We start from the raw sequence: 21,908 nt of genomic DNA, 5'->3' as shown, positions 1-21,908 counted from the left end.
GATATGTAAGGAACTGGAACGCCATCTCTCTTTTGAAGAGGTGGCGTTTTTTATTTTTCCTTGTGGAATAGAATCCTTTCGGATACCCTAATCGAGGATGCAAGTTTTCGCAGGAGGGATAGGGTTGGTTCAACATATTGGAGTGCTCACCTCAGGCGGCGATGCGCCCGGCATGAACGCTTGTGTTCGGGCTGTCGTGCGGATGGCTATCTATCGAAAGGTAAAAATCTCTGGTATCATGCGGGGCTATGCTGGTCTGCTCGCCGGAGAAATGAAGCCCATGGATCTAGGCTCCGTTGGAGATATCATCCACCGGGGTGGAACCCTATTGCGTACCGCCCGCTGTAAAGAGTTCTACGAGTCGGAAGGGCAAGAGCGAGGAGTTCGCCGTCTGCAGGAGGCCGGCATTGATGGACTCGTAGTGATCGGCGGAGACGGATCATTTCGAGGCGCCCAAGCGCTCATGCGCCATGGCATCTCGGTCATCGGTATCCCCGGAACCATCGACAACGATATCCCCGGAACTGATTACACTATCGGTTTCGACACCGCTGTCAACACCGTACTCGACGCCATCAATAAGATTCGCGACACCGCTACATCCCATGATCGCACGAACGTGATCGAAGTGATGGGGCGAAGAGCTGGACATATCGCCCTGCTTTCCGGTTTGGCTGGTGGAGCCGAGTCCATCCTGGTTCCAGAAGTACCTTTTGATCTAGATGTAGTCTGCGCCCGGTTGATGCGCGGCCATAACCGCGGGAAACTTCACTCCATCATCTTAGTCGCCGAAGGGGTAGGCAGTGCTGTTGAGTTAGGTAAGCAAATTGAGCAGAAGACCGGGTTAGAGACGCGGGTCACCATCTTAGGGCATATCCAACGAGGAGGCAGCCCGACGGCCACAGACCGGATCTGGGCCTCGCAGATGGGCTCACGGGCTGTTGATCTATTGTTGGCGGGCAAAAGCGGACTCATGCTCGGTGTTCGACGAGGTGAGTTGGTCGAAGTCGATCTCGACAAAGCGATGACAGAGCGCCATGGTCTCGACCAAGAACTCTACCAACTCGCAGGAATACTGTCTATTTAGCCCGGGGGAAAACTACCGTCGAGGTGAGATGACGTGTTTTCCGATCAAAACTGGGCTAAAGTGCGCGGCGGCCAGATTGGAGCGGCGACGATACTCCTGCTGGTAGGAGCCTTGCTTTTCGGCTATCATCAAAAATGGGGCTCCTTGTTTTTAATCGGCGGTGTTGCGTGGTTCGTCTATCTGATCGTCACTCGGAGTCCCGCCGATCGAGAACGATCAAAAGGATAAAAATCATATAACGAGGACCAAACCAGTTATTCAAACTCTGTCAAAAAGTAATTTTTGGTATCATGCAAATTATTTTAAGAGAACTTAAACAAATTGGGAAGGAAGCCTGGAAAAGGCTGAAGAAATGAATGCAGGAAAAAAGGCGCCCTTCGGCGCTTTAGAGCAGGAGGTCCCTTATGAACTATCCCCTGTCTGAGGGAGAACTTCAGCCCCAAAGCAAGGCACCGCGAACAAAAATCGTATGCACCGTTGGACCGGCCAGTTCCGAACCGTCTATCTTGAACGCCATGATCCAAGCTGGAATGCGGGTGGCCCGACTCAACTTTTCCCATGGCACTTATGAAGAACATGCATCCCGTATCGCTGTCGTTCGTGAGGCAGCCCGTCAGACTGGTCAACCGATCGCTCTTTTGCTCGACACAAAAGGGCCGGAGATTCGTTTAGGCCAAGTGGCCGGAGGAAAGGTGAACCTCGACGAGGGAAGTGAGGTGACCCTCTATCCTGACGATGGGACGGCTGGCACCGCCTCTCGTTTGCCTGTCAGTTATCATGGATTGGTGCAGGATATTCATAAGGGCGCTCGAGTGTTGATTGACGATGGGAATATTGAATTGGAAGTTACAACCGTGCAAAACAGTGAAATCCGGTGCGTCGTTAAAAACGGAGGCGATGTGAGCAACCGGAAAGGGGTCAGTGTTCCCGGTGTGGCGCTGCGCATGCCTGCCATCAGCGAAAAAGAAGTAAAAGATCTGGAATTTGGCATCAAGCAGAATATCGATTTTGTAGCCATCTCCTTTGTACGGGACGCTTCTGATGTTTTGGGCATACGCAAGATCCTAGAAGATCGAGGCGCTTCGATGCAACTGATCGCCAAGATTGAGAATCATCAAGGCGTAGACAATATCGACGAAATCCTAGCGGTGTCCGATGGGATCATGGTCGCTCGAGGAGACTTAGGCGTCGCCATTCCCACAGAAGACGTACCGCTCGTTCAGAAGATGATCATTGAAAAGTGTAACATTGTCGGCAAGCCTGTCATTACGGCCACCCAGATGCTCGATTCGATGATCCGAAACCCTCGCCCCACCCGGGCCGAAGCGACCGACGTGACGAACGCTATCTTCGATGGTACCGACGCGATCATGCTCTCCGGAGAGACAGCAGCCGGAAAATACCCTGTTGAAGCGGTACAGATGATGGCCCGCATCGCCAGGCGCACAGAACAAGCGCTCCGCCATGAGGAAGGACTCGATCGCCATCGCAAGGCCGGGTTAGGTTCCATCACTGACTCCATCAGCCATGCGACCTGCTCGATCGCTTCCGATCTCGGTGCCAAGGCCATCATCACCCTGACTAAGTCCGGCTCGACGGGCCGAATGGTTTCACGATATCGGCCCCATTGTCCCATCATCGCCGCTACACCCGAAGACACTGTGATGCGTCAAATGGCTGTCGTTTGGGGCGTAGAACCGATGAAAATTCGCATGGTTGAAGGCACTGATGAGATGATGGGCGAAGCCATCGATCAGGCCTTGGCAGAAAAACGGATCAGTTCAGGCGATCTTATCGTCCTGACGGCTGGTGTGCCCGTAGGCGTATCGGGTACAACCAATCTTTTAAAGGTACATGTAGCCGGCACGGTGATCGCTCAAGGCGCAGGCATTGGTAGGCAGACTTCCATCGGAACCGTTCGCATCATCCGATCTTATTCCGACTTAGCTAAGGTGAAGCCGGGCGATATCATCGTGGCCCAAGGTACCGACCGGGAATATATCGAGGCGATTGAACGGTGCGGTGGTATCATCACTGTGGAGGGCGGTCTCACATCCCATAGTGCTATCGTCGGTCTCAACTACAACCTTCCGGTCATCGTCGGTGTCAACGAAGCCTTAAAGGTCTTGAATGATGACATGACCGTAACCCTTGATGCAGAACGGGGGCTCATATACGAAGGTGCGGCGAGAGTGTTGTAAATGAATAAAGAATGAAAAAAGAGGAACCGCACGCAGGGTTCCTCTTTTTCGTCCAAATCCCTTTTATTAGTGCCATAACAGTTTTAAGGCGACAAAAAACATGATAACTGCAAAAACCTGCATCAACCGTCTGCCCTTTAAGCGCGGCGCTATATGAGTACCGAGCTGGGCACCGCCGATAGCGCCTAGGGCCAGTGCGGCCGAAGCACCTAGTTGTACATCCCCGTGGATAAGGTGGGGCAACGTTCCAGCAAAAGAAGATACGGTAAGAATAAACATAGATGTAGCTGTGGCGATGTGAGGCGGAAAACCCATCAGCATGGTCATAGCCGGTACATGGATAATCCCGCCGCCAATACCGAAGATGCTCGAGAGGAAGCCGACAAAGAAACTGAGCAAGATGCCAAAACCAAGGCTGAAGCTGTATTCATGGGTTACTCCATGGCTATCGGTAAACTTTCGACTCACTTTACGCCCCATCCAGTTGGGAGTTCGATCTTTCGATTGACCTTGGGGGCGAAACAACATGAACAGAGACACAGAGATGAGCAAGATCCCAAAGGCCTTGTCAAAAGCCTCACCGGAAAAATAGGGAACCAGGTAAGTACCAGCCACAGCGCCGGGGATTGTGCTGAGCGAAAAAGGAATGGCTGTGGCAAAATCGACACGTTTTTGCCGTGAATAGTTATAGGCGCTGATCAGAGAATTGATAAAGATAAAGGAGAGGGAAGTCGCCACAGTCCAGGTATGGGGATAGTCAAATCCAATAAGCAGAACCGGTACGATGATAAATCCACCGCCGACCCCTACCAGAGCCCCGAGGGTACCGGCCAGTAAACCAGAAAGAGTAAGCCATAGATAGTCCATTAACGATCTCCTATTGTGTATATTGAATGATATTTATGTTGGCTGATTCCCCTTCGTTTACCTGCTTTGCAAAAATGTATACAATATCTCAACAGGGAACGCTTCGATCATTCATCAGCTTTCCCAAAATAGTGCCTTTAAAACATAGAGAGCCTGTAAATGGTGAAAGCACCATTTACAGGCTAATTAAGTAGAAGATTATGTAGGGTGATTTATTCGGTTGCATCATAGACTGGGACGATGACGGACAAGGTAGCTGCTTTTTAGTACAAGGTTATTGTGCTATCCTGCTTTACCTAAAACAAAGCTGACGATCAACATCGTGAGTACAAAAAGTGTAATCGTGACGAATGTATAATCCCGTTCCCGCAGAAACATGAATACGGAGGCAGCCACCCGAAAAACAGGCGTGACGATGAGTATGATCAGCCCCAAATCGATGATGCCGTAAGGCTGAAGTGATAATAAGGCTTGCCAGATGCCGAATAAGGTTGTCGGGAATTGAAGAGAGATTCCACCGGGAGCTACGTGGAAAAGCAAAAGCCCAGCTAAGGTGATGATCCCGCAAGCGGTAAGTCCGAAGCGCAATGTATTGCTGATCAACAGTTCTAAATCGCGGGGGACCTTTTCATCTACGCCCATCTCACATGACCTCCAGACCTTTGAGCAGCATTTGAACAGCGATAAGGAGTAAGATCGGAACAAAGATCTTGCGAAGTGTTTTCGCACGCAGCCGATTCATGATTCGACTGCCTGTTGTAGCTCCCAGCATCATCCCAAGTGCGACAGGGGCCGCGATGGCAGGATGGATATCGCCGCGGGCAAAAAACACGCCGGCACTTGCCGCCGCTGTGACCCCCATCATAAAATTGCTCGTCGCCGAGGAGACTTTGACAGGCATCTTCATGATTTGGTCCATCGCCAAAACTTTTAAGGCGCCGTTGCCGATCCCGAGAAGGCCCGACAACACACCGGCTACATACATCAGCCCAAGCCCTTGCAACGGATTTTGGGTCTTATAGACAATGTTTCGCCCGAGAGCTTTATCGACATATTCTCCGCTCAGTCCCAGTCTTTCAGCTAAAGCATGTTCCTCCGCTATTTCTACGAATTCAACATTTCGGTTACGGAACATCATGAAGGCAGAGAAAAACATCATGGCTGAGAAGACGATGAAAAGCAGTTGTGAACTGATCAAACCGGAAATATAAGCCCCGGAGATCGCCCCTACGGTAGTCGCGATCTCTAAAAACATACCGACTCGTATGTTCGTAATCCGGTCTCGAACATATGCCGCTGCTGAACCGCTTGAGGTGGCGATAATGGAGATAAAGCCGGCTCCGATGGCATAATGGATAGGCACCCCCATGAAAATAGTCAACACTGGAGTGAGAAAGAGCGCGCCCCCTAGGCCGAGTAAAGAGCCGAGGATCCCAAAGAAAAATGAGAGAACGAGAATCAGCGACGGGGAAAATGTTAATTCCGTAGTTACCACCTCTTCCATGTCTATCCAACCAAAAAGATTGATCTATCAAACACATCTTTTCGCTAGGTTTTTCGCCAGTAAAGCCATGTTTCCTGCCGAACTGTTAAAATCTGACCATTCAGGCAACAGGGAACAGAAATTAAAAGAGAACGGGTTTCTTTTACGGAATCCAACCTTTGACGCTTGTCCTGGCGCTCGTTTACAATATAATTATGCTATCCGGTTATTTTTTTCCGGTGTAGATAAAGGTGGGGGCTAGGTAATGCATGGATTACGCGTCATTATCGGAGAACCGGATGAACTCCAACGATCAGAGCTGAAGAAACTGCTGCACGCCTTGGGTCAAGTTGTCATCGGTGAGGCCGACGACGGCTTAGGAACCCTGAAAATGATCCGACGGCTGACTCCCGACCTGGTATTTATCTCCCTGTCGCCGGCGATGAAAGACGGGGAGCATGTGGCCCATATAATCGAGGATGAGCGGCTCTGCCCGGTCATACTTCTGCTTGAACGAGGAATCCGGCACGGCTATGGAAGCCGAACAGCAGACACACTGATACCATACTTGATCAAACCGGTCCAGGAAACGGCACTGCAGCCAGTCATCGACCTCGCTGTCAGCCGCTACCGGGAAGTAGTGAAGCTGGAAAAAGAGATTAAGAAGCTGAAAAACACGCTTGAGACCCGTAAAGTTGTAGAAAAAGCCAAGGGTCTTTTAATGCGTAACCTCGGCATCAATGAAGAAGAAGCCTTTCGACGCATGCAAAAACAGTCCATGAATAAACGCATGAGCGTAAAAGCGGTAGCAGAGGCCATCATCGTTACCTATGACGTCTAGTAATTAGAGAGTGAGTGACAAAGAGTGAAAAAGATTGAAGCGATCTTCCGTCCGGAACGTCTTGACCTCGTCAAAAAGCAACTGGAGGCCATTGGTATCCGAGGTATGACCTTGACTCAGGTGATGGGGTGCGGCCAGCAAAAAGGGGAAGTGGGCCATTATCGGGGTTGCGAATACCCGATTACATTGCGTGCAAAAGTTAAGTTGGAGTTGGTAGTGTCTGACGGAGAAGCGGAAAGGGTTCTTAACTGTATCGCGGAAGCAGCACGGACTGGACACGTGGGGGACGGAAAAATATTTGTCTTCCCCATGGAGGATGCCCTGCGGATCCGTACCGGCGAACGGGGACCAGAGGCTTTATAAAGAGTTGTCTTGATCCATAGAAAACAGTTGTCAAAATCCCCAATCATATCTATAATGGCAGAAGAGGTATAGTGGTACAGGGGCAAAGACGCCCTCAGATCCGGCCAGTTGGTCGGGTCTGAGGGTGTTTTTGTTTTTTGCCCGAGATTCATCAAAGTGGTACAGTGTTTTAGGGAGGAATGAAGATGGAGCAGTCATTGAATCAACTGGCCATGGGCATCGATACGGTATGGGTGCTGGTGGCCGCGGCCCTCGTCTTTTTTATGGAGGCCGGTTTTGCAGCACTAGAAGCAGGGTTTATCCGGGCGAAAAACAGCATTAATATCATCATGAAAGTCTTTATGGATTGCACAGTCGGCATGCTGGGTTACTGGGCTGTCGGTTTCGGTGTCATGTACGGACTAGACAAAGCCGGTATCATCGGCATCAGCGACTTTTTCTTACAGGGCGAAGCTGCCCACTTGGGTTTGAAAATTCCCCTTTATGCGTACTGGCTCTTCCAAGCCGCTTTTGCCGTCGCCGTAGCGACGATCGTTTCCGGCGCCGTAGCGGAGCGGATGAAGTTTGCACCCTATATTGTTTTTAGTTTTCTAGCGACAGCCATTATTTATCCCATGGCAGGTCACTGGGTCTGGAACCCCGAAGGCTGGCTGGCGAAGATGGGTATGGTCGACTTCGCCGGAAGCGCCGCCGTCCACGCTGTTGGCGGATGGGCTTCTTTGGCTGCTATCATCGTTCTTGGACCCCGAACAGGTAAATTTAACGCGGACGGAAGTCCCAACGTCATCCCTGGTCACAACCTTCCCTTGGCCGCCATGGGTGCTTTTATGCTTTGGTTTGGCTGGTTTGGCTTTAACCCCGGCAGCTCCCTCTCCGGCCTCGATATGAATATTGCCCGAATCGCTGTCACGACAAACTTGGCTGCCGCAGCTGGTGGCACCATCGGCGCCATCTATACCACTCTCAAGTGGGGAAAACCGGATCCGAGTATGGTCATCAACGGCTGTTTGGCTGGTCTGGTGGCGATCACCGCTGGATGTGCCAGCGTGAGTCCCGTCTCTGCCGTCATCATCGGAGCTATCGCTGGTGTGCTCGTTGTGGAAGCGGTTGGCTGGGTTGATCACCTGCGTGCTGACGACCCGGTCGGTGCAGTCGCTGTTCACGGGTTCTGTGGAACCTTCGGTGTGCTGGCAGTCGGCTTTTTCCACTCCGAAAAAGGATTACTCAACGGTGGCGGCTGGGGACTTCTCGGGACACAAGCTCTTGGTGTTCTTAGCGTATCTTTGTTTGCCTTCATCGCCACTTATATTGTCTTTTCCGTCCTTAAAGCAACTGTAGGAATTCGTGTCACCGTAGAAGAGGAATTAGACGGCATGGATCTGGCCGAGCATGGTATCGCTGCCTATTCGGACAGCCCAACCTTCCCAACCCATAGCGGAGCTCCAAGCCTGTCCAATTTGCCTGAATCGGCACCGATGCAGTGGACACAATTGACACCGACGCAGAGTTCCGGGAAGTAAACTGATTCGGAATTAAACAAAATATGCCCGATAGAACCGGTGTGGACCGATGAAGAGGTACACACCGGTTCTATCTTTGTTATGAGTACATTTGCATGAATATCGTTTGGTTTAATCTTTTTATTTTAGCTGGGAGCGCCGCGAACAGAAACGAATCAACGTTTCTGATGAGACTGTTTCCGGGAGGGGATCTCTAACCTCTTCCGGTTTTTCCGCGTTACCCACAGGGATGCGAAGGATCTCATGAATCGCCGGAATGGCGGCTTGCGTCGCTGTGTAACCGGCTTTTACAGCTTCTTCAATCTCACCAAAATCAAAAGCACCCATCGCACCGAGGCGCGGTTCGATGACGATGTCTGTTTTGTTTACGATGGTACACAGATCGACCTCAAAGCCCAGGATATCGATCGAACGCAGCATCGTATTGAGCAGGTCTTGAGGTTTGCCTGCCGGCTGATCAGGATCCCGTAGATTTACACAGATGACCTTTTTCGCACCGAAGGACTGGGCCAGATCGGTAGGCATATTTGTTCGAACGGCGCCGTCGACGAGAAAAAAGTCGTCGATTTGTACGGGATGAAAAACGCCCGGTATGCTTACGCTGGCCCGTACGGCTTTGGCGATGGGGATACCGTTTACAAAGCGCCGGTATGGCAGCGGGTTTTGCGGGATCAAATCTCGAGGCGTAAAACAAATGGAGGCCCCCGTAATCAGGTCTGTCGCTGTGATGACTACCTGCGGTGTGCTATGATCAAGGGTGCAATCTCCCCAGATGTTGGTAAATAGTTTTTCTAATTGACGGCCGAGCAAAATCCCGCTCGGCAGACCAGGCCAAATGGATGCATTCGGACGTCCTCGAACCTTATACCATAGACCCATTAGCGCCTGCCAGACCCAGCGCCAGTCGAAGTCAAAGAAAAAGTGCTTTGAAGCTCTTTTCGCGATAGCGATCATGTCTTCCGGAGAGTGCCCCGTCCCATAGAGAGCACCTGCGAAAGCGCCCGCGCTGACACCGATCACGAGAGGCGGTCGCAAACCTTCTTCCTCTAAAGCTTGAATTACACCGATATGAGCGGCACCGCGAGATCCGCCGCCGCTGAGAACAAGAGCCCATTCCATCCTTATCACCTTATTCCCGCCATGTCACGTCCATTTTATGATGGTGCTGGGGAAAATGTTTCGTCTTCTCAGAGGAAGACCATCATGGTAAAATTATCACAAGCACGTTTTGGTCAAAAGATTTTGAAAATCTAAGCATTTTGTAATATGCTATGATAAAAGTAAGGAGGACGAGCAGTGTCTGCTAACAATGATCTTGCTGTTTCGACGAGTCCGGCTGAGACCGATGAGATAAAGCAAGCGATGCTTGATGCGTTAGAAGATAACCGTTTGACATGCAGCCAAGCCAGGGCGATTGCAGAACAGTTTTCCGTACCTTATCATCTCGTCGGGCGTTTAGCGAACGAACTGAAAATAAAAATACGCCACTGCGAACTGGGCTGCTTCTAACCAATTAGCCTATCAGCCGGTTTCCAGGCAGAATTCATGACCAGCCGTAACTTTCAAAAGACGAGGTGACGAAAGATGATCGACCCTTTTGCCCGAGATATTCACTACCTACGGGTCTCTGTCACTGATCGCTGCAACCTTCGCTGTGTCTACTGTATGCCGGAGCAGGGGATTCCCCTTGTCGACCATGAAGAAGTCCTTCGTTTTGAAGAATTTGAACAACTGATTCGCATCGCCGCCGCAGAAGGGATTCGGAGGGTTAGGGTGACTGGCGGTGAGCCTTTAGTGCGTAAAGGTATTGTCGACTTCGTAGCTCGAGTCAAAGAGATCCCAGGTATCGAAGATGTGGCCCTGACAACGAACGGAATATTGCTCCCCCAGTTTGCCCGGGATTTAAAAGCGGCCGGTTTGAACCGCGTTAACATCAGCCTCGATACGCTGCGGCCGGAACGGTTTCTGTCCATCACCCGTACCGGACAGGTGAAAGATGTTTGGGCGGGAATCGAGGCTGCCTTGGATGAAGGGCTCCATCCGGTGAAACTGAATGTTGTCGTCATGGGCGGCGTCAATGACGATGAGGTTGTCGATTTTGCTCGCTTGACAGAGCGCTTGCCTATTCACGTGCGGTTCATCGAATTGATGCCTATCGGCGAAGGAGATCCCCGTTTTCATGGGCACTTTTACTCTGTAGAGCAGATGGAAAAGTCTTTGGCCGCGGCAGGGTTGACTTTGACGGGTCGGAAGGAAATCACCGGAGGCGGCCCAGCCCGGTACACCAGTTTGCTTGGGGCGCCGGGAACGGTCGGTTTTATCAGTGCCATCTCAAAACACTTCTGCCTCTTATGCAACCGCCTGCGGTTGACTGCCGAAGGGAAACTTCGTCCTTGCCTCCATTCCAGCCGAGAAATCGATATTCGAGGACCTTTGCGTAAGGGGGCATCGGACAACCTCTTGCGCCGGATCTTCCGGGAGGCTATCGAAGGCAAGCCGCAGCAGCACAGCATGCAGGAAGACGGTTGGGGAGAACAGGCGCGGATGATGTCCCAGATAGGCGGATGATTTTTTGGAAAAATGAAATGGTGGTGTCCAAATGGATCCGTTGAGCCACTTTGATGACAAAGGTTGCGCTCGCATGGTCGATGTGAGCGTAAAAGAGGATACGGTTCGAGAAGCGGTAGCTCGAGGCAGAGTGACTATGGCCCGGGAGACTTTCCGCCGTGTCCGTGACGGGCAGATCGCCAAAGGCGATGTGCTGGCGGTAGCCCGGTTGGCTGGCATCATGGCTGCGAAGAAGACCGGTGAGCTGATTCCTCTTTGTCATCCCCTTTATATTACTGGTGTCACGCTAGATTTTACGTTGAATGAGCTGCATGCCTGCGTAGAGATCGAGTCTCGTGTAAAGACGACCGGTAAGACCGGCGTAGAGATGGAAGCATTGACGGCTGTTTCGGTGGCGGCTTTGACGATCTATGACATGTGTAAAGCCATGGACAAAGAGATGGTGATTACCGACATCCGGCTGATGGAGAAATCGGGAGGAAAAAGCGGTCCCTATATCAGGGAGGAATGAGTGATGGCGAAAATTGTGGCCGTATGCACCAGCGAGAAAAAAGGGATGCGCAAGAAGAACATTGACCGAGGCATGCTAAAAATCGATTTCGGTTTAGAGGGAGATGCTCACGGCGGTCCCTGGCACCGGCAGGTCAGCTTGCTCGCCTTAGAAAGCATTCAGAAAATGCGGAACATGGGACTGGATGTGAACCCGGGCGATTTTGCCGAAAACATCACCACGGAAGGAATTGATTTGCTCTCTTTGCCTATCGGCACCCGACTAAGACTCGGTCCGGAGGCGATCGGGGAAGTCACCCAGATCGGAAAGGAATGCCACAACCGCTGTGCGATTTACTATCAGGCTGGCGATTGTGTCATGCCCAAAGAAGGAATCTTCATCAAAGTGTTGACTGGCGGACCGGTTCAAGTGGGCGATCCTGTGAAAGCGATTACAGAGCCGGAGGAGTGAAAAGCCTGATGATTCGTGTAGGCATTCTTACTGCGTCAGACAAAGGCAGCCGCGGTGAGCGAGAAGACCGATCGGCCGTTGTGATCAGCGACTCCCTTCGCCATATCGACGGCAACGTGGCAGCCTATAAAATCGTCCCTGATGAGCGGGAACTGATCGCTGCGGCGCTTCGAGAGATGGCTGACGATCTGGCACTGGATCTCATCTTTACTACCGGAGGAACTGGTTTTTCGCCCCGGGACGTGACGCCTGAAGCCACTTTGGCTGTAGTAGAGCGGCTTGTTCCCGGTATCCCTGAGGCGATTCGTGCTGAAAGCATGAAAATTACACCCCGGGCGATGCTCACACGGGGTACAGCGGGAATCCGGGGAAAAACACTGATCATCAATTTACCGGGTAGCCCTAAAGCCGTAGCGGAATGTTTGGATGTTATTCTACAAGCATTGCCTCATGGCATTGAAATCCTTAAAGGGCAAGCTGGTGAATGCGCCCGGCCGGAAAAGTAATCTGAAGAGTTAAGAAGAGGAAACCCCGGTGAATTGGTCTGAGCCAATTTACCGGGGTTTTGCTTTCATTTCTTTTTCAGACAGCGAAGGTATAGTGGTCTAAGGTAAGCGGGTGAAAAAGGGTCCTAAGTTCTCATAGAAAAAAGGAAGTCTAAGGGAAAGAACGAATAGGAGATCATCTTCTGCTGTTCGGCAGATGATGGATGAACCGATTGTTTCTAACGAGGTGGTTAGGGATGAAGATCCTACTGGCGGAAGACGACCCGCGACTGGGCAACTTAATCGGCCATATGCTCAAACGGGAAGGCCATGAAGTGGATTGGGTTCAACGAGGTGATGACGCCTATGACTACGCCAAAACGATCCATTATGACCTGTTGATTTTAGATTGGATGATGCCCGCCGTTGACGGTGTAAGTCTTTGTCAGCGACTTAGGCAAGAAGGGCAGGGAGGTCCGATCCTCATGCTCACGGCTAAGGATGCCGTGGAAGACCGTGTGCAAGGACTCGACGCCGGAGCTGATGACTACCTGGTGAAACCATTTGCTTTCGTCGAGCTATCCGCTCGGCTCCGGGCGCTCTCCCGGCGCGGCCATATCCCCCTTCAGGAAGAGGTCGTTCAAGTGGCTGATCTGATGCTCAACCGGAGCCGTCGTTCCGTCACCAGAAACGGTGACGAGATCCAACTCACCACCCGAGAATACCACCTTTTCGATCTGCTCGTACAAAACCGTGGCCAAGTACTTCCCCGGGAATTAATCATGGAACGGGTTTGGGGCTATGATTCGGAAGTGACCGATAACACTTTAGACGCCTATATCCGCCTATTGCGCAAAAAAATCGAATCACCTGAAACACGGAAGCTGATACATAACATCCGAGGGGTCGGCTATACATTGGAGGAATGAATGTGTTTACCCGGACCCGGACCCGTTTGACGATTATCTATACCGGTTTGATGATCGTCTTTTTACTCCTTTTTACAGTGATCACCTATATGGCTCTCTCCTCCATGCTCTATCAAGAAGAAAAGCAAGAGCTTCTATCGTTGCTGACCGGAATCACTTCTGAGCAAACGAAAGAAATGAAAAAAAGACATATCTTTGGTAGTCTCGGATTTCCTCCGTACAAGAATGAAGAAGACCACAAAGACCATTACGGAAAATCCAGACGAGATATGGCCGTTGTGCCGCCAACAGAAAAATATGATGATGAAAGTTCAGTTTCTGTTGCAACCGATGACAATACCCAAATGGATGATTTTATAGAGGCTGATGATCCCGACCGCAGCAAATTCCTCTTTTATCTATTGACAGACGAGAAGGGGAGCTCGATTCGCAGTCGAGAGGTCCTTCCCTCGATTCAACCGGTAGTTATGGAGCAAATTCGGGACTGGGTTCCTACAAAGACCGAAACGAAGCTGGTCAGTGTCCCGGGGATGCGCGATCAAGAGTTTCAACTTCTGATCGCTGTTCAACCTCTTTATGAAGGAAACCGGTTCATCGGTGCTGCCTATGCCGGTTTTGACGTGACTTCATCACACCATGTGCTGCAACGCTTGTTGTTTGTTCTCGGGGTATTATCCCTTCTTTCCCTATTCTTCGCAGCTGGTGCTGCCTATTATATGGCGGGACGCGCCATGGTACCGATCGTACAATCTTTTACCCGTCAGCGGGAATTCGTCGCCGATGCATCCCATGAGCTGCGCACGCCCCTCAGTGTGCTCCATTCGTCTATCGAAGTGATCGAGGCTGACGATAGCAGAAATCTATCGGAATTCTCCCAACAGGTCTTGTCCGATATGAAAGATGAAGTTCGCCGGATGACGCGATTAGTGAGCGATCTGCTCACACTGGCGCGGGCAGATTCGGGGAACTTAGAGCTGCTTCGTGAGAATTTTGATTTACGGGCCCTTATCGATCAGATCCTACGGACTTTTCAACACCAGGCGACTTCTAAGGGAGTAGCTATGGACTTTAAAGGACTGTCGACGATATCGATCTGGGGGGATCGAGAGCGAATCACCCAATTGCTATTCATCTTGGTAGACAATGCTGTGAAATATACCCCCACAGGGGGCCATGTCACTTTAGCTTTGGAGCTTGTAAAACAAGTGAAAGGTCAACAAGTGAGAGTCACTGTTCAAGACACCGGTATCGGTATTCCAGAGGAAGCTCAAACACGTATTTTTGACCGGTTTTACCGGGTAGACAAAGGTCGGTCTCGACAGATGGGTGGAACCGGACTGGGTTTGAGCATTGCCCGTTGGATCGTCGAAGCCCACGGAGGAACGATTCAGGTAGAAAGCACTGCCGGCAGTGGAAGCATTTTTTCTGCCAGCCTGCCTCTGCAAGAAGAAAAGGGAAATCAAAAAGGCACTCAACAGGACTTGTTACATCGAGAAACTCACTGACAGAGGACTCAACAACGAATCATAGTAAGCAGCACTGGAATATTTTTAGCGGTTGCCCTCCTGCTGGTGTTGGCTCATATCGCTTTAGCGTAAAAAGGAGGGGGCAAAAAGGGTGGGAGGATTACTCTGGCGTATCGCCTGGGCTGGCATAGGCGTCCTCATGATATGGTATTTTGGGTATATTCTCGGAATCCAGTGGTATGAGGAACATCGGTTAGACAGCCTTTACTGGTCTGGGATTATGGGGACCTTATCGGTCATCCTTTCTTTAGGTTATTCCGTAAAAAAACGGTTTAAAACTTTTCCGGGAAGGCTGATCACCTGGTTAAAAATCCATGTCTTTTTTACCATCATCGGTAACTTTCTCATTTGCTTCCACGTAGGCGGCCGCACACATGCTATCGTTCCTTGGGCCGCCTTCGTCCTCTTTTTCATCGTCATGATCAGCGGTCAAATCGGCTATTTCCTGCATTTCTACGTCAAAAAGAAATTGACTGTTGAAAAAAAGACCTTGATGGAGAAGGGGAAAAGCCGGGATGAAGCAGAGGAAGACCTGATATGGATGGTTGCAGGAGAGAGAATGCTCTCCCAATGGCGGCAGATACACTTTCCGCTGAATGCCGCACTAGGGCTCCTCATAGCCCTGCATGTCCTATCGGCCGTCTATTACCGAGGATGGTGAGGGAGCACAAATGATGTCACAGGGAATCAAAAGACTAATCCTCTTCTCCTTCGCCTTTGCGGCTTTTTCCGCGCTAGTATTTAGTGTTCAATGGAAAATGTTGCCGGAAAGTTTTTATTCGCCAGGTCATTTGGCCCAAGCCCATGCGGAGACGGTCCAAGGCTGCGATGATTGCCATACCCCTTGGTCGAATGTAGAAAGCGAGAATTGCACTACGGCCAACTGCCACAGCCGAGAAATGATGAATAAACAAATGACCGGGGAATTGCTGGCTTATCACGATTCAAAAAATGGTAGCGACTGTATAGATTGTCACAGGGAACATTTCGGAACGACGGCAAACATCAGCAGTCGCTTTGATCACAGCTTACCGAATATTGAGCAAAGCTGCGATCAATGCCACCGGTGGCCAAAAGGGCATGAGACTTTTGGGAAAAGCTGTGCTGCTTGCCATACCGTTAAGGCATGGAAACCGGCCACTTTCAGTCACGACAACTTGGCGAACCTTAACCGGAGATGTACCGAGTGCCATCAAGGGCCAAAAGATCACCAGGCTTTCGGCGACGATTGTGCCTCTTGCCACACGACGACAGCTTGGAGACCATCCAACTTTGACCACAGCAAATATTTTCCTCTGGTAGGTGAACATCGAATTTCCTGTAGTGAGTGCCACGAAGGAGGGGATTTCAAGAATTACTCCTGTACGTCTTGTCACAGTGAGAGTTCAATGCTGCGAAGGCATCACAGCACGAACTATGGGGAGATCCAGAACTGTGTGGACTGTCACAATAGCGACGGAAGATCTCTCGAGAGAGACGGAAGAACAGGCGGTACTGAACGTTATCGGCACAGCCATGAGTTCAACGGCGAACAGCGTAAGGATCGCAGTTTAAGACGCGGTGATGAAGGCAGCTATCATTTTGGGGAAGAACACGGTTTTGAGCCGTATAGTCGTAGCCGGAGATATGAAGAAGACTAATGGAAAACAAAAGAAGGGGCTTCTCGCATATTATGGGAGGCCCCTTCTTTTTTCGGCTATTTCCTTCGTTTTTTTAATTCGTTCTTCATTTGTTTGGTGAAGCCAGGTATTGTCCGGTTCTGTCTGGATACTTTCGTCCGACATTTCATAATTTACGATTTTCCATAATCGAAGACCTAATCGCCCAGGTGCAGACCGTTTCTCAAGCATCAGTGGGCTGTCGCTGTTTCGAAAGCGGTAATCCATGACCCCGTAGTAGACGGTGGCATCACCACCTGGTTCTACGTAAGGGGATCTCTTACTGTGATGGTAGTGCTCTACAGTTGTAAGGCCCGCTCGTTTCACCGCTTGATGGACTATGGTCGAAGCGAAACAAATGCCCCCGCCGACTTCGTCGATATAGCTGTTTCCATTGAGCACTTTCCCTACGGCGAATCCGCGCTCGGGAGTCCGGGGTCCGACCATGCCGTTAAAAGAAAATTCTTTACCAGGAGGCAGGAGAAGTCCGTTAAGGAGGTTGAGGGCGACTCCTGTGTTATAGCGTCCGCCCTGACTGACACTGGCCGTAGAAAGAAGTGCATCCGAAACTACCGTCCAGGCAGGGAGGCTCACCTCAGTATCGGTGCCGCGCATCAAAGCCGCCGTAATTATCTGCACGCCGCCGTCAAGGACGCGGACCGTTTCCGGCAGGGAACGAACAAAGGCGGCAGCGGTGTTTCGAGCCGAGCGGGGGTCTCCGCTGGCTTGGTAGGTCCATTTTCCTGGGCCCAACTGTTTCATGGAGATACCCGGTGAAAAGGTATACTTTTCGCTGCCCACATGAACGATGATAGTTCCGCCGAACGTAGCAGAGCGTTCTCCGGCAGTTGTTCCAGCTTCCGTCCACAGTTCTAACACTGACGCAGCTTCCGCCGTCCATCCCTGGGTAGGTAGCCCCCTTTTCGCAATGTCCTCTTTTCTGATACTGCCTGCCCCCACATTTCCACTTTGGTTCGAGGCGGGGGCCTCAAATGCCGTCGATAAATCGATGGTTTTTTCATCGTTAAGCAGGACAAAAAGGGCACACATCAAGAACCCCGCGAGCATTACAACGAAACGGCGGAACACAAGAGGCAAATCGTTGCACCTCCTCGTTAGTTCCACAGTACCCTGTATATTCAGCTGGAATGATAGATAGAAAATACAATTTTATCCAGAGAGTCCCCTTTGTCCCTGCTGTTCTACCTACCTGAAGCGACAAATATCTTTTTCCAAGAAGATACGGAGAAGCCGAAGGGGGAGGCGGCGTGAAACGCAGGTGGATTTATGGCGTGACCGCAGTGATACTATTGGTGATTGTAGGCGCTGCTTACATCATGTGGAGCGACCATCAAGAACGGTGGAACCCGAAAGATCCCATGGCGTTAGTGAAGAAAGCCATGGCTAGTACGCTCCAAAGCCCGCAATTTCGCTTCGAAAGCACCTTTCTGATTCGAGTGAACGGAAGGGAAGAAGTGGTTAGCCGTTTTTCCGGTGAAAGGGCAGAAGTGGAGAAGTTCTATCTCAAGGGAACACTCCTGCAGTCACCGACTGAGATCTTCACGGTAGGCGACTTGTTCTATCTTTGGGACCCCATAAAAAAGAGTTGGTATAACATCGAAAAGAATAAGTTTGGTCCGCAGGACCTGCTGCTTTCGGAAATCAGCCCTTTAAATTCCTTGGAATTCAAAAATATTGAAGGAGTAACTGTTGTCGGACGGGATATGATCCGCGATAAAAAATGCCTCGTCTTGGAATGCCGAGTGGAAGTATCAAATCGGCTTCTCGCTGCTTTTTGGAAAGATTTCTATTACCGGCTATGGATCGATCCTGTAAAACAAGTCCTTTATAAAAGCACCATTGAGGCGACTAGTCGCAACGTGCCTCAAGATCGTTTGTTGTTGACGATCGAATTCTGGGATTATGATAAGCAAATCCAAGTGGAGCCGCCAACAGTTTCCGGAAAACAATGAACTAGGCGTCGATAAGGCGTCACTTACTCCCCTAAAGGACTGATCCTCAATCAAAAGTGGCCTCAAGGGGTCGTCAAAAACCGGAAGTTGGTTTAACCATATGTCCATGATCTGTTGACATCATTTTTCTGCTCTTGGTATAATTTTTTTTGATTAGGCGAACCTAACACTTGACTAAAATCGTTCGTTTGGCCGGTCTGCGGAACCGGCCTTATTTTCGTATTAACAGGAGGCAGCATCATGGAACAAGTGGTAGAACGTATTCTCGTCTCCGAAGCCGATCTAAAAGCGAAGGTGAAAGAACTTGGGGAGTCCATCTCAACGGACTACGCAGGCAAAGATCTGCTGGTCGTGGGTATCCTGAAAGGTGCCCTCGTCTTCATGGCCGATTTGATCCGCTCCATCCGTATCCCGATTCAAATTGACTTTATGGCCGTATCTAGTTATGGCCAAGGGACCCGGTCATCCGGTGCGGTCCGAATCCTTAAAGACCTGGATCGGGCGATTGAGGAAAAGCATATCCTCATCGTTGAAGACATTGTCGATACGGGGCTCACCCTTAACTATCTATTAGACAACCTGAAATCCCGTGGAGCAGCTTCCGTAAAGGTCTGTACGATTCTGGACAAGCCGAGTCGGCGGAAAATTCCTATCACCCCCGACTATAACGGCTTTGTGATCCCAGATGAGTTCGTCATCGGCTACGGACTGGACTACGCGGAGGACTATCGCCATCTGCCCTATGTGGCCGTCTTAAAACCGGAAGTATATAGCAAATAAGGCCTTTGCGGATGCGAGACAGGGAACAAATCGTTCGCCTGTCTGATCATAAAAGTTGAGAGAGTATTGAGAGGAGCAACAAACTTGTCCAAACCGCATGAAACGATTCTGGTGCTGGACTTCGGCGGCCAGTATAACCAGTTGATCGCCCGCCGAGTACGGGAATTGCACGTTTACTGTGAAATGCATCCCTTCAACATGCCGATTGAAGAGATCCGGGCAATGAATCCCAAAGGGATCATTTTTACCGGCGGCCCTTCCAGTGTCTACGAGTCAAACGCACCGGCCGTAGACCCGGCGATTTACGAGTTAGGTGTTCCCATCCTCGGCATCTGCTATGGAATGCAGCTGATGGTCAACCAACTGGGCGGCAAAGTCGTCAAAGCGGATTCCCGCGAATACGGCAAGGCTGACCTTATGATCATGGAAGCGGAAGGCCCTTTCGCAAACATGTCTGGCGCTGTGCAGTGTTGGATGAGCCATGGCGATAAAGTAGAAGTGCTTCCCCATGGATTTGTCGGTACCGGCAAGACGGACCATGCTCCCTTTGCGGCTATGGCCGACCCTGTCCGCCGTTTCTACGGCCTGCAGTTCCACCCGGAAGTGCGTCATACCCCGCAAGGATCGGACATGCTCCGGAGCTTCCTCTTCGGTGTCTGTGGCTGCACCGGTGAGTGGACCATGGAGAACTTCATCGAAGAGCAAGTGGCCTCGATTCGCGAAAAAGTGGGCGGCGGTAAAGTTCTCTGCGCCCTTTCGGGCGGCGTCGATTCATCGGTGGCTGCAGTGCTTGTCCACCGGGCTGTCGGCGAGCAGCTGACCTGCGTCTATGTTGACCACGGCTTCATGCGTCTCAACGAATCTGAACGCATCATCAAAACGTTCCGCGATGAACTGGGCATGAACCTGATCTTCGTGGAAGCTTCAGAGCGATTCCTAAAGAAAATCGCCGGCGTCAGCGACCCTGAAACAAAGCGCAAGAGTATCGGCAACGAATTCATCTATGTCTTTGAAGAAGAAGCGGCCAAACTCGGCCAGGTGGATTTTCTCGTTCAAGGTACCCTCTATCCGGACGTCATTGAAAGTGGAACCTCTACCGCCGAGACGATCAAGACTCACCACAACGTAGGCGGCCTGCCGGAAGATATGAAATTCCAACTCATCGAACCTCTGCGCACCCTCTTTAAAGATGAAGTTCGAGAGTTGGGCCTGCAATTAGGTCTGCCGGAAGACGTCGTCTGGCGCCAGCCTTTCCCTGGTCCGGGTTTAGCGATTCGCTGTCTCGGTGCGGTGACCAAGGAAAGCCTCGATATCCTCCGTCACGCCGACGATATCGTCTTCCAGGAAATCAAAAAATCTGGTCTCTACCGGCAAATCTGGCAGTCTTTCGTAGTTCTTCCGACGACTGTTAAGAGTGTCGGCGTTATGGGAGACGGTCGTACCTATGCTTACCCGGCTGTCCTGCGGGCCGTCACTTCTGACGATGCCATGACCGCAGACTGGGCCCGTTTGCCCTATGAACTATTGGAGCGGATATCCAACCGAATCGTCAACGAGGTTCAGGGCATTAACCGTGTTGTCTACGATATCACGAGCAAACCTCCCGGGACGATTGAGTGGGAGTAAAATAAGCATAAAAAAGCAGTTCGGCTGAAAGGCAGGACTGCTTTTTTTATATGGCTATAAATTGTACTACGATTAATTGGGACTTGTAATTCTTGCTAAGGATTATATGATAAGTATGTATTTCGTAAAAACAAGAACAAGGTCGCTGTATTAGGTTAGTTTCACAATGAAAAGTCTAAAAGGAGACGCTCAATGGAAGAACTGAGTACTACCAATTGGAGACAGTATCTATCGACTATACGTTTAATTTCGGGAGTATTGCTTCTGCTTGTGGCCTCTGTACTCTTTTCTCTGCGAGAAGTTTTACCCTTTCCCTCTAGCACATGGTTACAATATCTCTTTTATGTACTGGTGGGATTATTTACTTTCATGAGCGGTTTCATAGAATTATCGAAGCAAAAACATAAGGCCCCCGTGAATCAGGCCGATGAACTCTGTAGTATTGTTGGAGGAAATGCGGTCTTCGTGATGATGGTGATATTTTACTTTTCCTTTACCAATTAATGAATAGAACGATCAAAGAACCGGAGTGAAATCAGATTTCGCTCCGGTTTATTTTCAATAGTTACTGTGTTCTTTTTTTCAAGGAAACCCCTTGGGTCACGCCGGTCAAAAAGCCAACGCCTACGCTGGCCGCCGAAGGGACAAGTATCGATCTCCCTAAATTCACGAATATCATCATTAAACAGAGCGCAACGCAGGTGAGAGATAAACATATCATGCCGACGTAGAAGCGTTGGTTAGAGGGAATGGTACGGCGAAGTCTTGCTCACCCCGAGAAGGCTGTTACAAAGAAGAGCGCAAATAAGAACAGATGGAACAACAATAAAGGCATGGCTCTTCACCCGGCACTATGATGAAATGTTCCTACGAAAAAACTATTGTTTCCAAAGCAAGAACATGCTAGATCCACGATTGGAAAAATCCACCTAGAAAAAACATTATACAAACATTTAACAAACCTAAAAAATCTATTGAGTCTACGGGGCTCTTCGAGTAAAATTATAGTGAAAGAAAAATTTAGCACATAACGATAGCAG

23 protein-coding genes are annotated in these 21,908 nt (G+C 50.3%); 18 read left to right on the top strand and 5 right to left on the bottom strand.

Annotated features, from left to right (window positions below):
- The first annotated feature begins 97 nt into the window (after window positions 1-97).
- The 3 genes from pfkA (at window position 98) to pyk (ending at window position 3,288) form a co-directional block, all read left to right on the top strand.
- Entirely contained in the window at window positions 98-1,087 is a 990-nt protein-coding gene (gene pfkA, locus GJ688_RS08965) for a 6-phosphofructokinase (RefSeq protein ID WP_155476214.1), read from the top strand.
- A 33-nt stretch (window positions 1,088-1,120) separates the two neighbouring features.
- On the top strand, window positions 1,121-1,315 hold the full coding sequence (locus GJ688_RS08960; RefSeq protein ID WP_155476213.1) for a hypothetical protein: 195 nt from the start codon (window positions 1,121-1,123) through the stop codon (window positions 1,313-1,315).
- 176 nt (window positions 1,316-1,491) lie between these two features.
- Entirely contained in the window at window positions 1,492-3,288 is a 1,797-nt protein-coding gene (gene pyk, locus GJ688_RS08955) for a pyruvate kinase (RefSeq protein ID WP_155476212.1), read from the top strand.
- Between the two features lie 66 nt (window positions 3,289-3,354).
- On the opposite strand, the gene GJ688_RS08950 is transcribed toward pyk, so the two are convergent.
- The 3 genes from GJ688_RS08950 to GJ688_RS08940 all read right to left on the bottom strand — a co-directional run bounded on the left by GJ688_RS08950 (window position 3,355) and on the right by GJ688_RS08940 (window position 5,659).
- Window positions 3,355-4,155: a sulfite exporter TauE/SafE family protein gene (locus tag GJ688_RS08950; protein ID WP_155476211.1), complete on the bottom strand. Its 801-nt coding sequence runs from the start codon at window positions 4,153-4,155 to the stop codon at window positions 3,355-3,357.
- Between the two features lie 282 nt (window positions 4,156-4,437).
- Complete coding sequence (locus GJ688_RS08945; RefSeq protein ID WP_155476210.1) at window positions 4,438-4,797, bottom strand: DUF1634 domain-containing protein; 360 nt, start codon at window positions 4,795-4,797, stop codon at window positions 4,438-4,440.
- A 1-nt stretch (window position 4,798) separates the two neighbouring features.
- The gene (locus GJ688_RS08940; protein WP_155476209.1) at window positions 4,799-5,659 is read right to left on the bottom strand and encodes a sulfite exporter TauE/SafE family protein; all 861 of its coding nucleotides are present in this window, start codon (window positions 5,657-5,659) and stop codon (window positions 4,799-4,801) included.
- A gap of 244 nt (window positions 5,660-5,903) precedes the next feature.
- Between GJ688_RS08940 and GJ688_RS08935 the strand changes: the two genes are divergently transcribed.
- The 3 genes from GJ688_RS08935 to GJ688_RS08925 all read left to right on the top strand — a co-directional run bounded on the left by GJ688_RS08935 (window position 5,904) and on the right by GJ688_RS08925 (window position 8,362).
- Window positions 5,904-6,479 carry an ANTAR domain-containing response regulator gene (locus GJ688_RS08935; protein ID WP_155476208.1) on the top strand — a complete coding sequence of 192 codons (576 nt, stop codon included), beginning with the start codon at window positions 5,904-5,906 and terminating at the stop codon, window positions 6,477-6,479.
- Between the two features lie 24 nt (window positions 6,480-6,503).
- Window positions 6,504-6,842: a P-II family nitrogen regulator gene (locus tag GJ688_RS08930; RefSeq protein WP_170291820.1), complete on the top strand. Its 339-nt coding sequence runs from the start codon at window positions 6,504-6,506 to the stop codon at window positions 6,840-6,842.
- A gap of 185 nt (window positions 6,843-7,027) precedes the next feature.
- The gene (locus GJ688_RS08925) at window positions 7,028-8,362 is read left to right on the top strand and encodes an ammonium transporter (RefSeq protein WP_155476207.1); all 1,335 of its coding nucleotides are present in this window, start codon (window positions 7,028-7,030) and stop codon (window positions 8,360-8,362) included.
- A 120-nt stretch (window positions 8,363-8,482) separates the two neighbouring features.
- Here the strand turns inward: GJ688_RS08925 and GJ688_RS08920 are convergent, their stop codons facing one another.
- Window positions 8,483-9,481, bottom strand: coding sequence for a patatin-like phospholipase family protein (locus GJ688_RS08920; protein WP_235910882.1), 999 nt, complete (start codon window positions 9,479-9,481; stop codon window positions 8,483-8,485).
- Window positions 9,482-9,658: 177 nt separating this feature from the next.
- On the opposite strand from GJ688_RS08920, the gene GJ688_RS08915 reads away from it, so the two are divergent.
- The 9 genes from GJ688_RS08915 (at window position 9,659) to GJ688_RS08875 (ending at window position 16,471) form a co-directional block, all read left to right on the top strand.
- A complete protein-coding gene (locus GJ688_RS08915; RefSeq protein ID WP_155476205.1) occupies window positions 9,659-9,871 on the top strand; it encodes a hypothetical protein in 213 nt (70 codons plus the stop codon).
- A 75-nt stretch (window positions 9,872-9,946) separates the two neighbouring features.
- Window positions 9,947-10,930, top strand: a complete 984-nt coding sequence (gene moaA / locus GJ688_RS08910) for a GTP 3',8-cyclase MoaA (RefSeq protein WP_155476204.1) — start codon at window positions 9,947-9,949, stop codon at window positions 10,928-10,930.
- Window positions 10,931-10,961: 31 nt separating this feature from the next.
- Window positions 10,962-11,441, top strand: coding sequence for a cyclic pyranopterin monophosphate synthase MoaC (gene moaC / locus GJ688_RS08905; RefSeq protein ID WP_155476203.1), 480 nt, complete (start codon window positions 10,962-10,964; stop codon window positions 11,439-11,441).
- Between the two features lie 3 nt (window positions 11,442-11,444).
- On the top strand, window positions 11,445-11,891 hold the full coding sequence (locus tag GJ688_RS08900) for an MOSC domain-containing protein (RefSeq protein WP_155476202.1): 447 nt from the start codon (window positions 11,445-11,447) through the stop codon (window positions 11,889-11,891).
- Window positions 11,892-11,899: 8 nt separating this feature from the next.
- Window positions 11,900-12,397 carry a MogA/MoaB family molybdenum cofactor biosynthesis protein gene (locus GJ688_RS08895; protein ID WP_155476201.1) on the top strand — a complete coding sequence of 166 codons (498 nt, stop codon included), beginning with the start codon at window positions 11,900-11,902 and terminating at the stop codon, window positions 12,395-12,397.
- Between the two features lie 236 nt (window positions 12,398-12,633).
- Window positions 12,634-13,305: a response regulator transcription factor gene (locus tag GJ688_RS08890; protein WP_155476200.1), complete on the top strand. Its 672-nt coding sequence runs from the start codon at window positions 12,634-12,636 to the stop codon at window positions 13,303-13,305.
- 2 nt (window positions 13,306-13,307) lie between these two features.
- The gene (locus GJ688_RS21325) at window positions 13,308-14,810 is read left to right on the top strand and encodes a sensor histidine kinase (protein ID WP_170291819.1); all 1,503 of its coding nucleotides are present in this window, start codon (window positions 13,308-13,310) and stop codon (window positions 14,808-14,810) included.
- A gap of 112 nt (window positions 14,811-14,922) precedes the next feature.
- The gene (locus GJ688_RS08880) at window positions 14,923-15,492 is read left to right on the top strand and encodes a hypothetical protein (RefSeq protein WP_155476198.1); all 570 of its coding nucleotides are present in this window, start codon (window positions 14,923-14,925) and stop codon (window positions 15,490-15,492) included.
- A gap of 13 nt (window positions 15,493-15,505) precedes the next feature.
- Window positions 15,506-16,471, top strand: coding sequence for a cytochrome c3 family protein (locus tag GJ688_RS08875; RefSeq protein WP_170291818.1), 966 nt, complete (start codon window positions 15,506-15,508; stop codon window positions 16,469-16,471).
- Between the two features lie 30 nt (window positions 16,472-16,501).
- On the opposite strand, the gene GJ688_RS08870 is transcribed toward GJ688_RS08875, so the two are convergent.
- Window positions 16,502-17,578, bottom strand: coding sequence for a VanW family protein (locus GJ688_RS08870; RefSeq protein WP_328597345.1), 1,077 nt, complete (start codon window positions 17,576-17,578; stop codon window positions 16,502-16,504).
- Between the two features lie 179 nt (window positions 17,579-17,757).
- On the opposite strand from GJ688_RS08870, the gene GJ688_RS08865 reads away from it, so the two are divergent.
- From GJ688_RS08865 to guaA, 3 genes are all read left to right on the top strand, one after another.
- Window positions 17,758-18,462 (top strand): hypothetical protein, encoded by a 705-nt coding sequence (locus tag GJ688_RS08865; protein WP_155476195.1) that lies wholly within the window; start codon window positions 17,758-17,760, stop codon window positions 18,460-18,462.
- A 240-nt stretch (window positions 18,463-18,702) separates the two neighbouring features.
- A complete protein-coding gene (gene hpt, locus GJ688_RS08860) occupies window positions 18,703-19,242 on the top strand; it encodes a hypoxanthine phosphoribosyltransferase (protein ID WP_155476194.1) in 540 nt (179 codons plus the stop codon).
- 84 nt (window positions 19,243-19,326) lie between these two features.
- Window positions 19,327-20,868, top strand: coding sequence for a glutamine-hydrolyzing GMP synthase (gene guaA / locus GJ688_RS08855; protein ID WP_155476193.1), 1,542 nt, complete (start codon window positions 19,327-19,329; stop codon window positions 20,866-20,868).
- The last annotated feature ends 1,040 nt before the right edge of the window (window positions 20,869-21,908 follow it).

This window comes from Heliobacterium mobile (assembly GCF_009720735.1).
Classification (GTDB): domain Bacteria; phylum Bacillota; class Desulfitobacteriia; order Heliobacteriales; family Heliobacteriaceae; genus Heliobacterium; species Heliobacterium mobile.
Note: the sequence above shows the minus strand (reverse complement) of the source record. Positions and strands in the feature narration are given on the sequence as shown.

Coding starts and splice junctions, on each gene's coding strand:
- GJ688_RS08890 (WP_155476200.1), top strand. CDS start 12,634: ATGAAGATCCTACTGGCGGAAGACGACCCGCGACTGGGCAACTTAATC.
- GJ688_RS08950 (WP_155476211.1), bottom strand. CDS start 4,155: ATGGACTATCTATGGCTTACTCTTTCTGGTTTACTGGCCGGTACCCTC.
- pyk (WP_155476212.1), top strand. CDS start 1,492: ATGAACTATCCCCTGTCTGAGGGAGAACTTCAGCCCCAAAGCAAGGCA.
- moaA (WP_155476204.1), top strand. CDS start 9,947: ATGATCGACCCTTTTGCCCGAGATATTCACTACCTACGGGTCTCTGTC.
- GJ688_RS08920 (WP_235910882.1), bottom strand. CDS start 9,481: ATGGAATGGGCTCTTGTTCTCAGCGGCGGCGGATCTCGCGGTGCCGCT.
- hpt (WP_155476194.1), top strand. CDS start 18,703: ATGGAACAAGTGGTAGAACGTATTCTCGTCTCCGAAGCCGATCTAAAA.
- GJ688_RS08945 (WP_155476210.1), bottom strand. CDS start 4,797: ATGGGCGTAGATGAAAAGGTCCCCCGCGATTTAGAACTGTTGATCAGC.
- moaC (WP_155476203.1), top strand. CDS start 10,962: ATGGATCCGTTGAGCCACTTTGATGACAAAGGTTGCGCTCGCATGGTC.
- GJ688_RS08935 (WP_155476208.1), top strand. CDS start 5,904: ATGCATGGATTACGCGTCATTATCGGAGAACCGGATGAACTCCAACGA.
- GJ688_RS08940 (WP_155476209.1), bottom strand. CDS start 5,659: ATGGAAGAGGTGGTAACTACGGAATTAACATTTTCCCCGTCGCTGATT.
- pfkA (WP_155476214.1), top strand. CDS start 98: ATGCAAGTTTTCGCAGGAGGGATAGGGTTGGTTCAACATATTGGAGTG.
- GJ688_RS08875 (WP_170291818.1), top strand. CDS start 15,506: ATGTCACAGGGAATCAAAAGACTAATCCTCTTCTCCTTCGCCTTTGCG.
- GJ688_RS08925 (WP_155476207.1), top strand. CDS start 7,028: ATGGAGCAGTCATTGAATCAACTGGCCATGGGCATCGATACGGTATGG.
- GJ688_RS08895 (WP_155476201.1), top strand. CDS start 11,900: ATGATTCGTGTAGGCATTCTTACTGCGTCAGACAAAGGCAGCCGCGGT.
- GJ688_RS08900 (WP_155476202.1), top strand. CDS start 11,445: ATGGCGAAAATTGTGGCCGTATGCACCAGCGAGAAAAAAGGGATGCGC.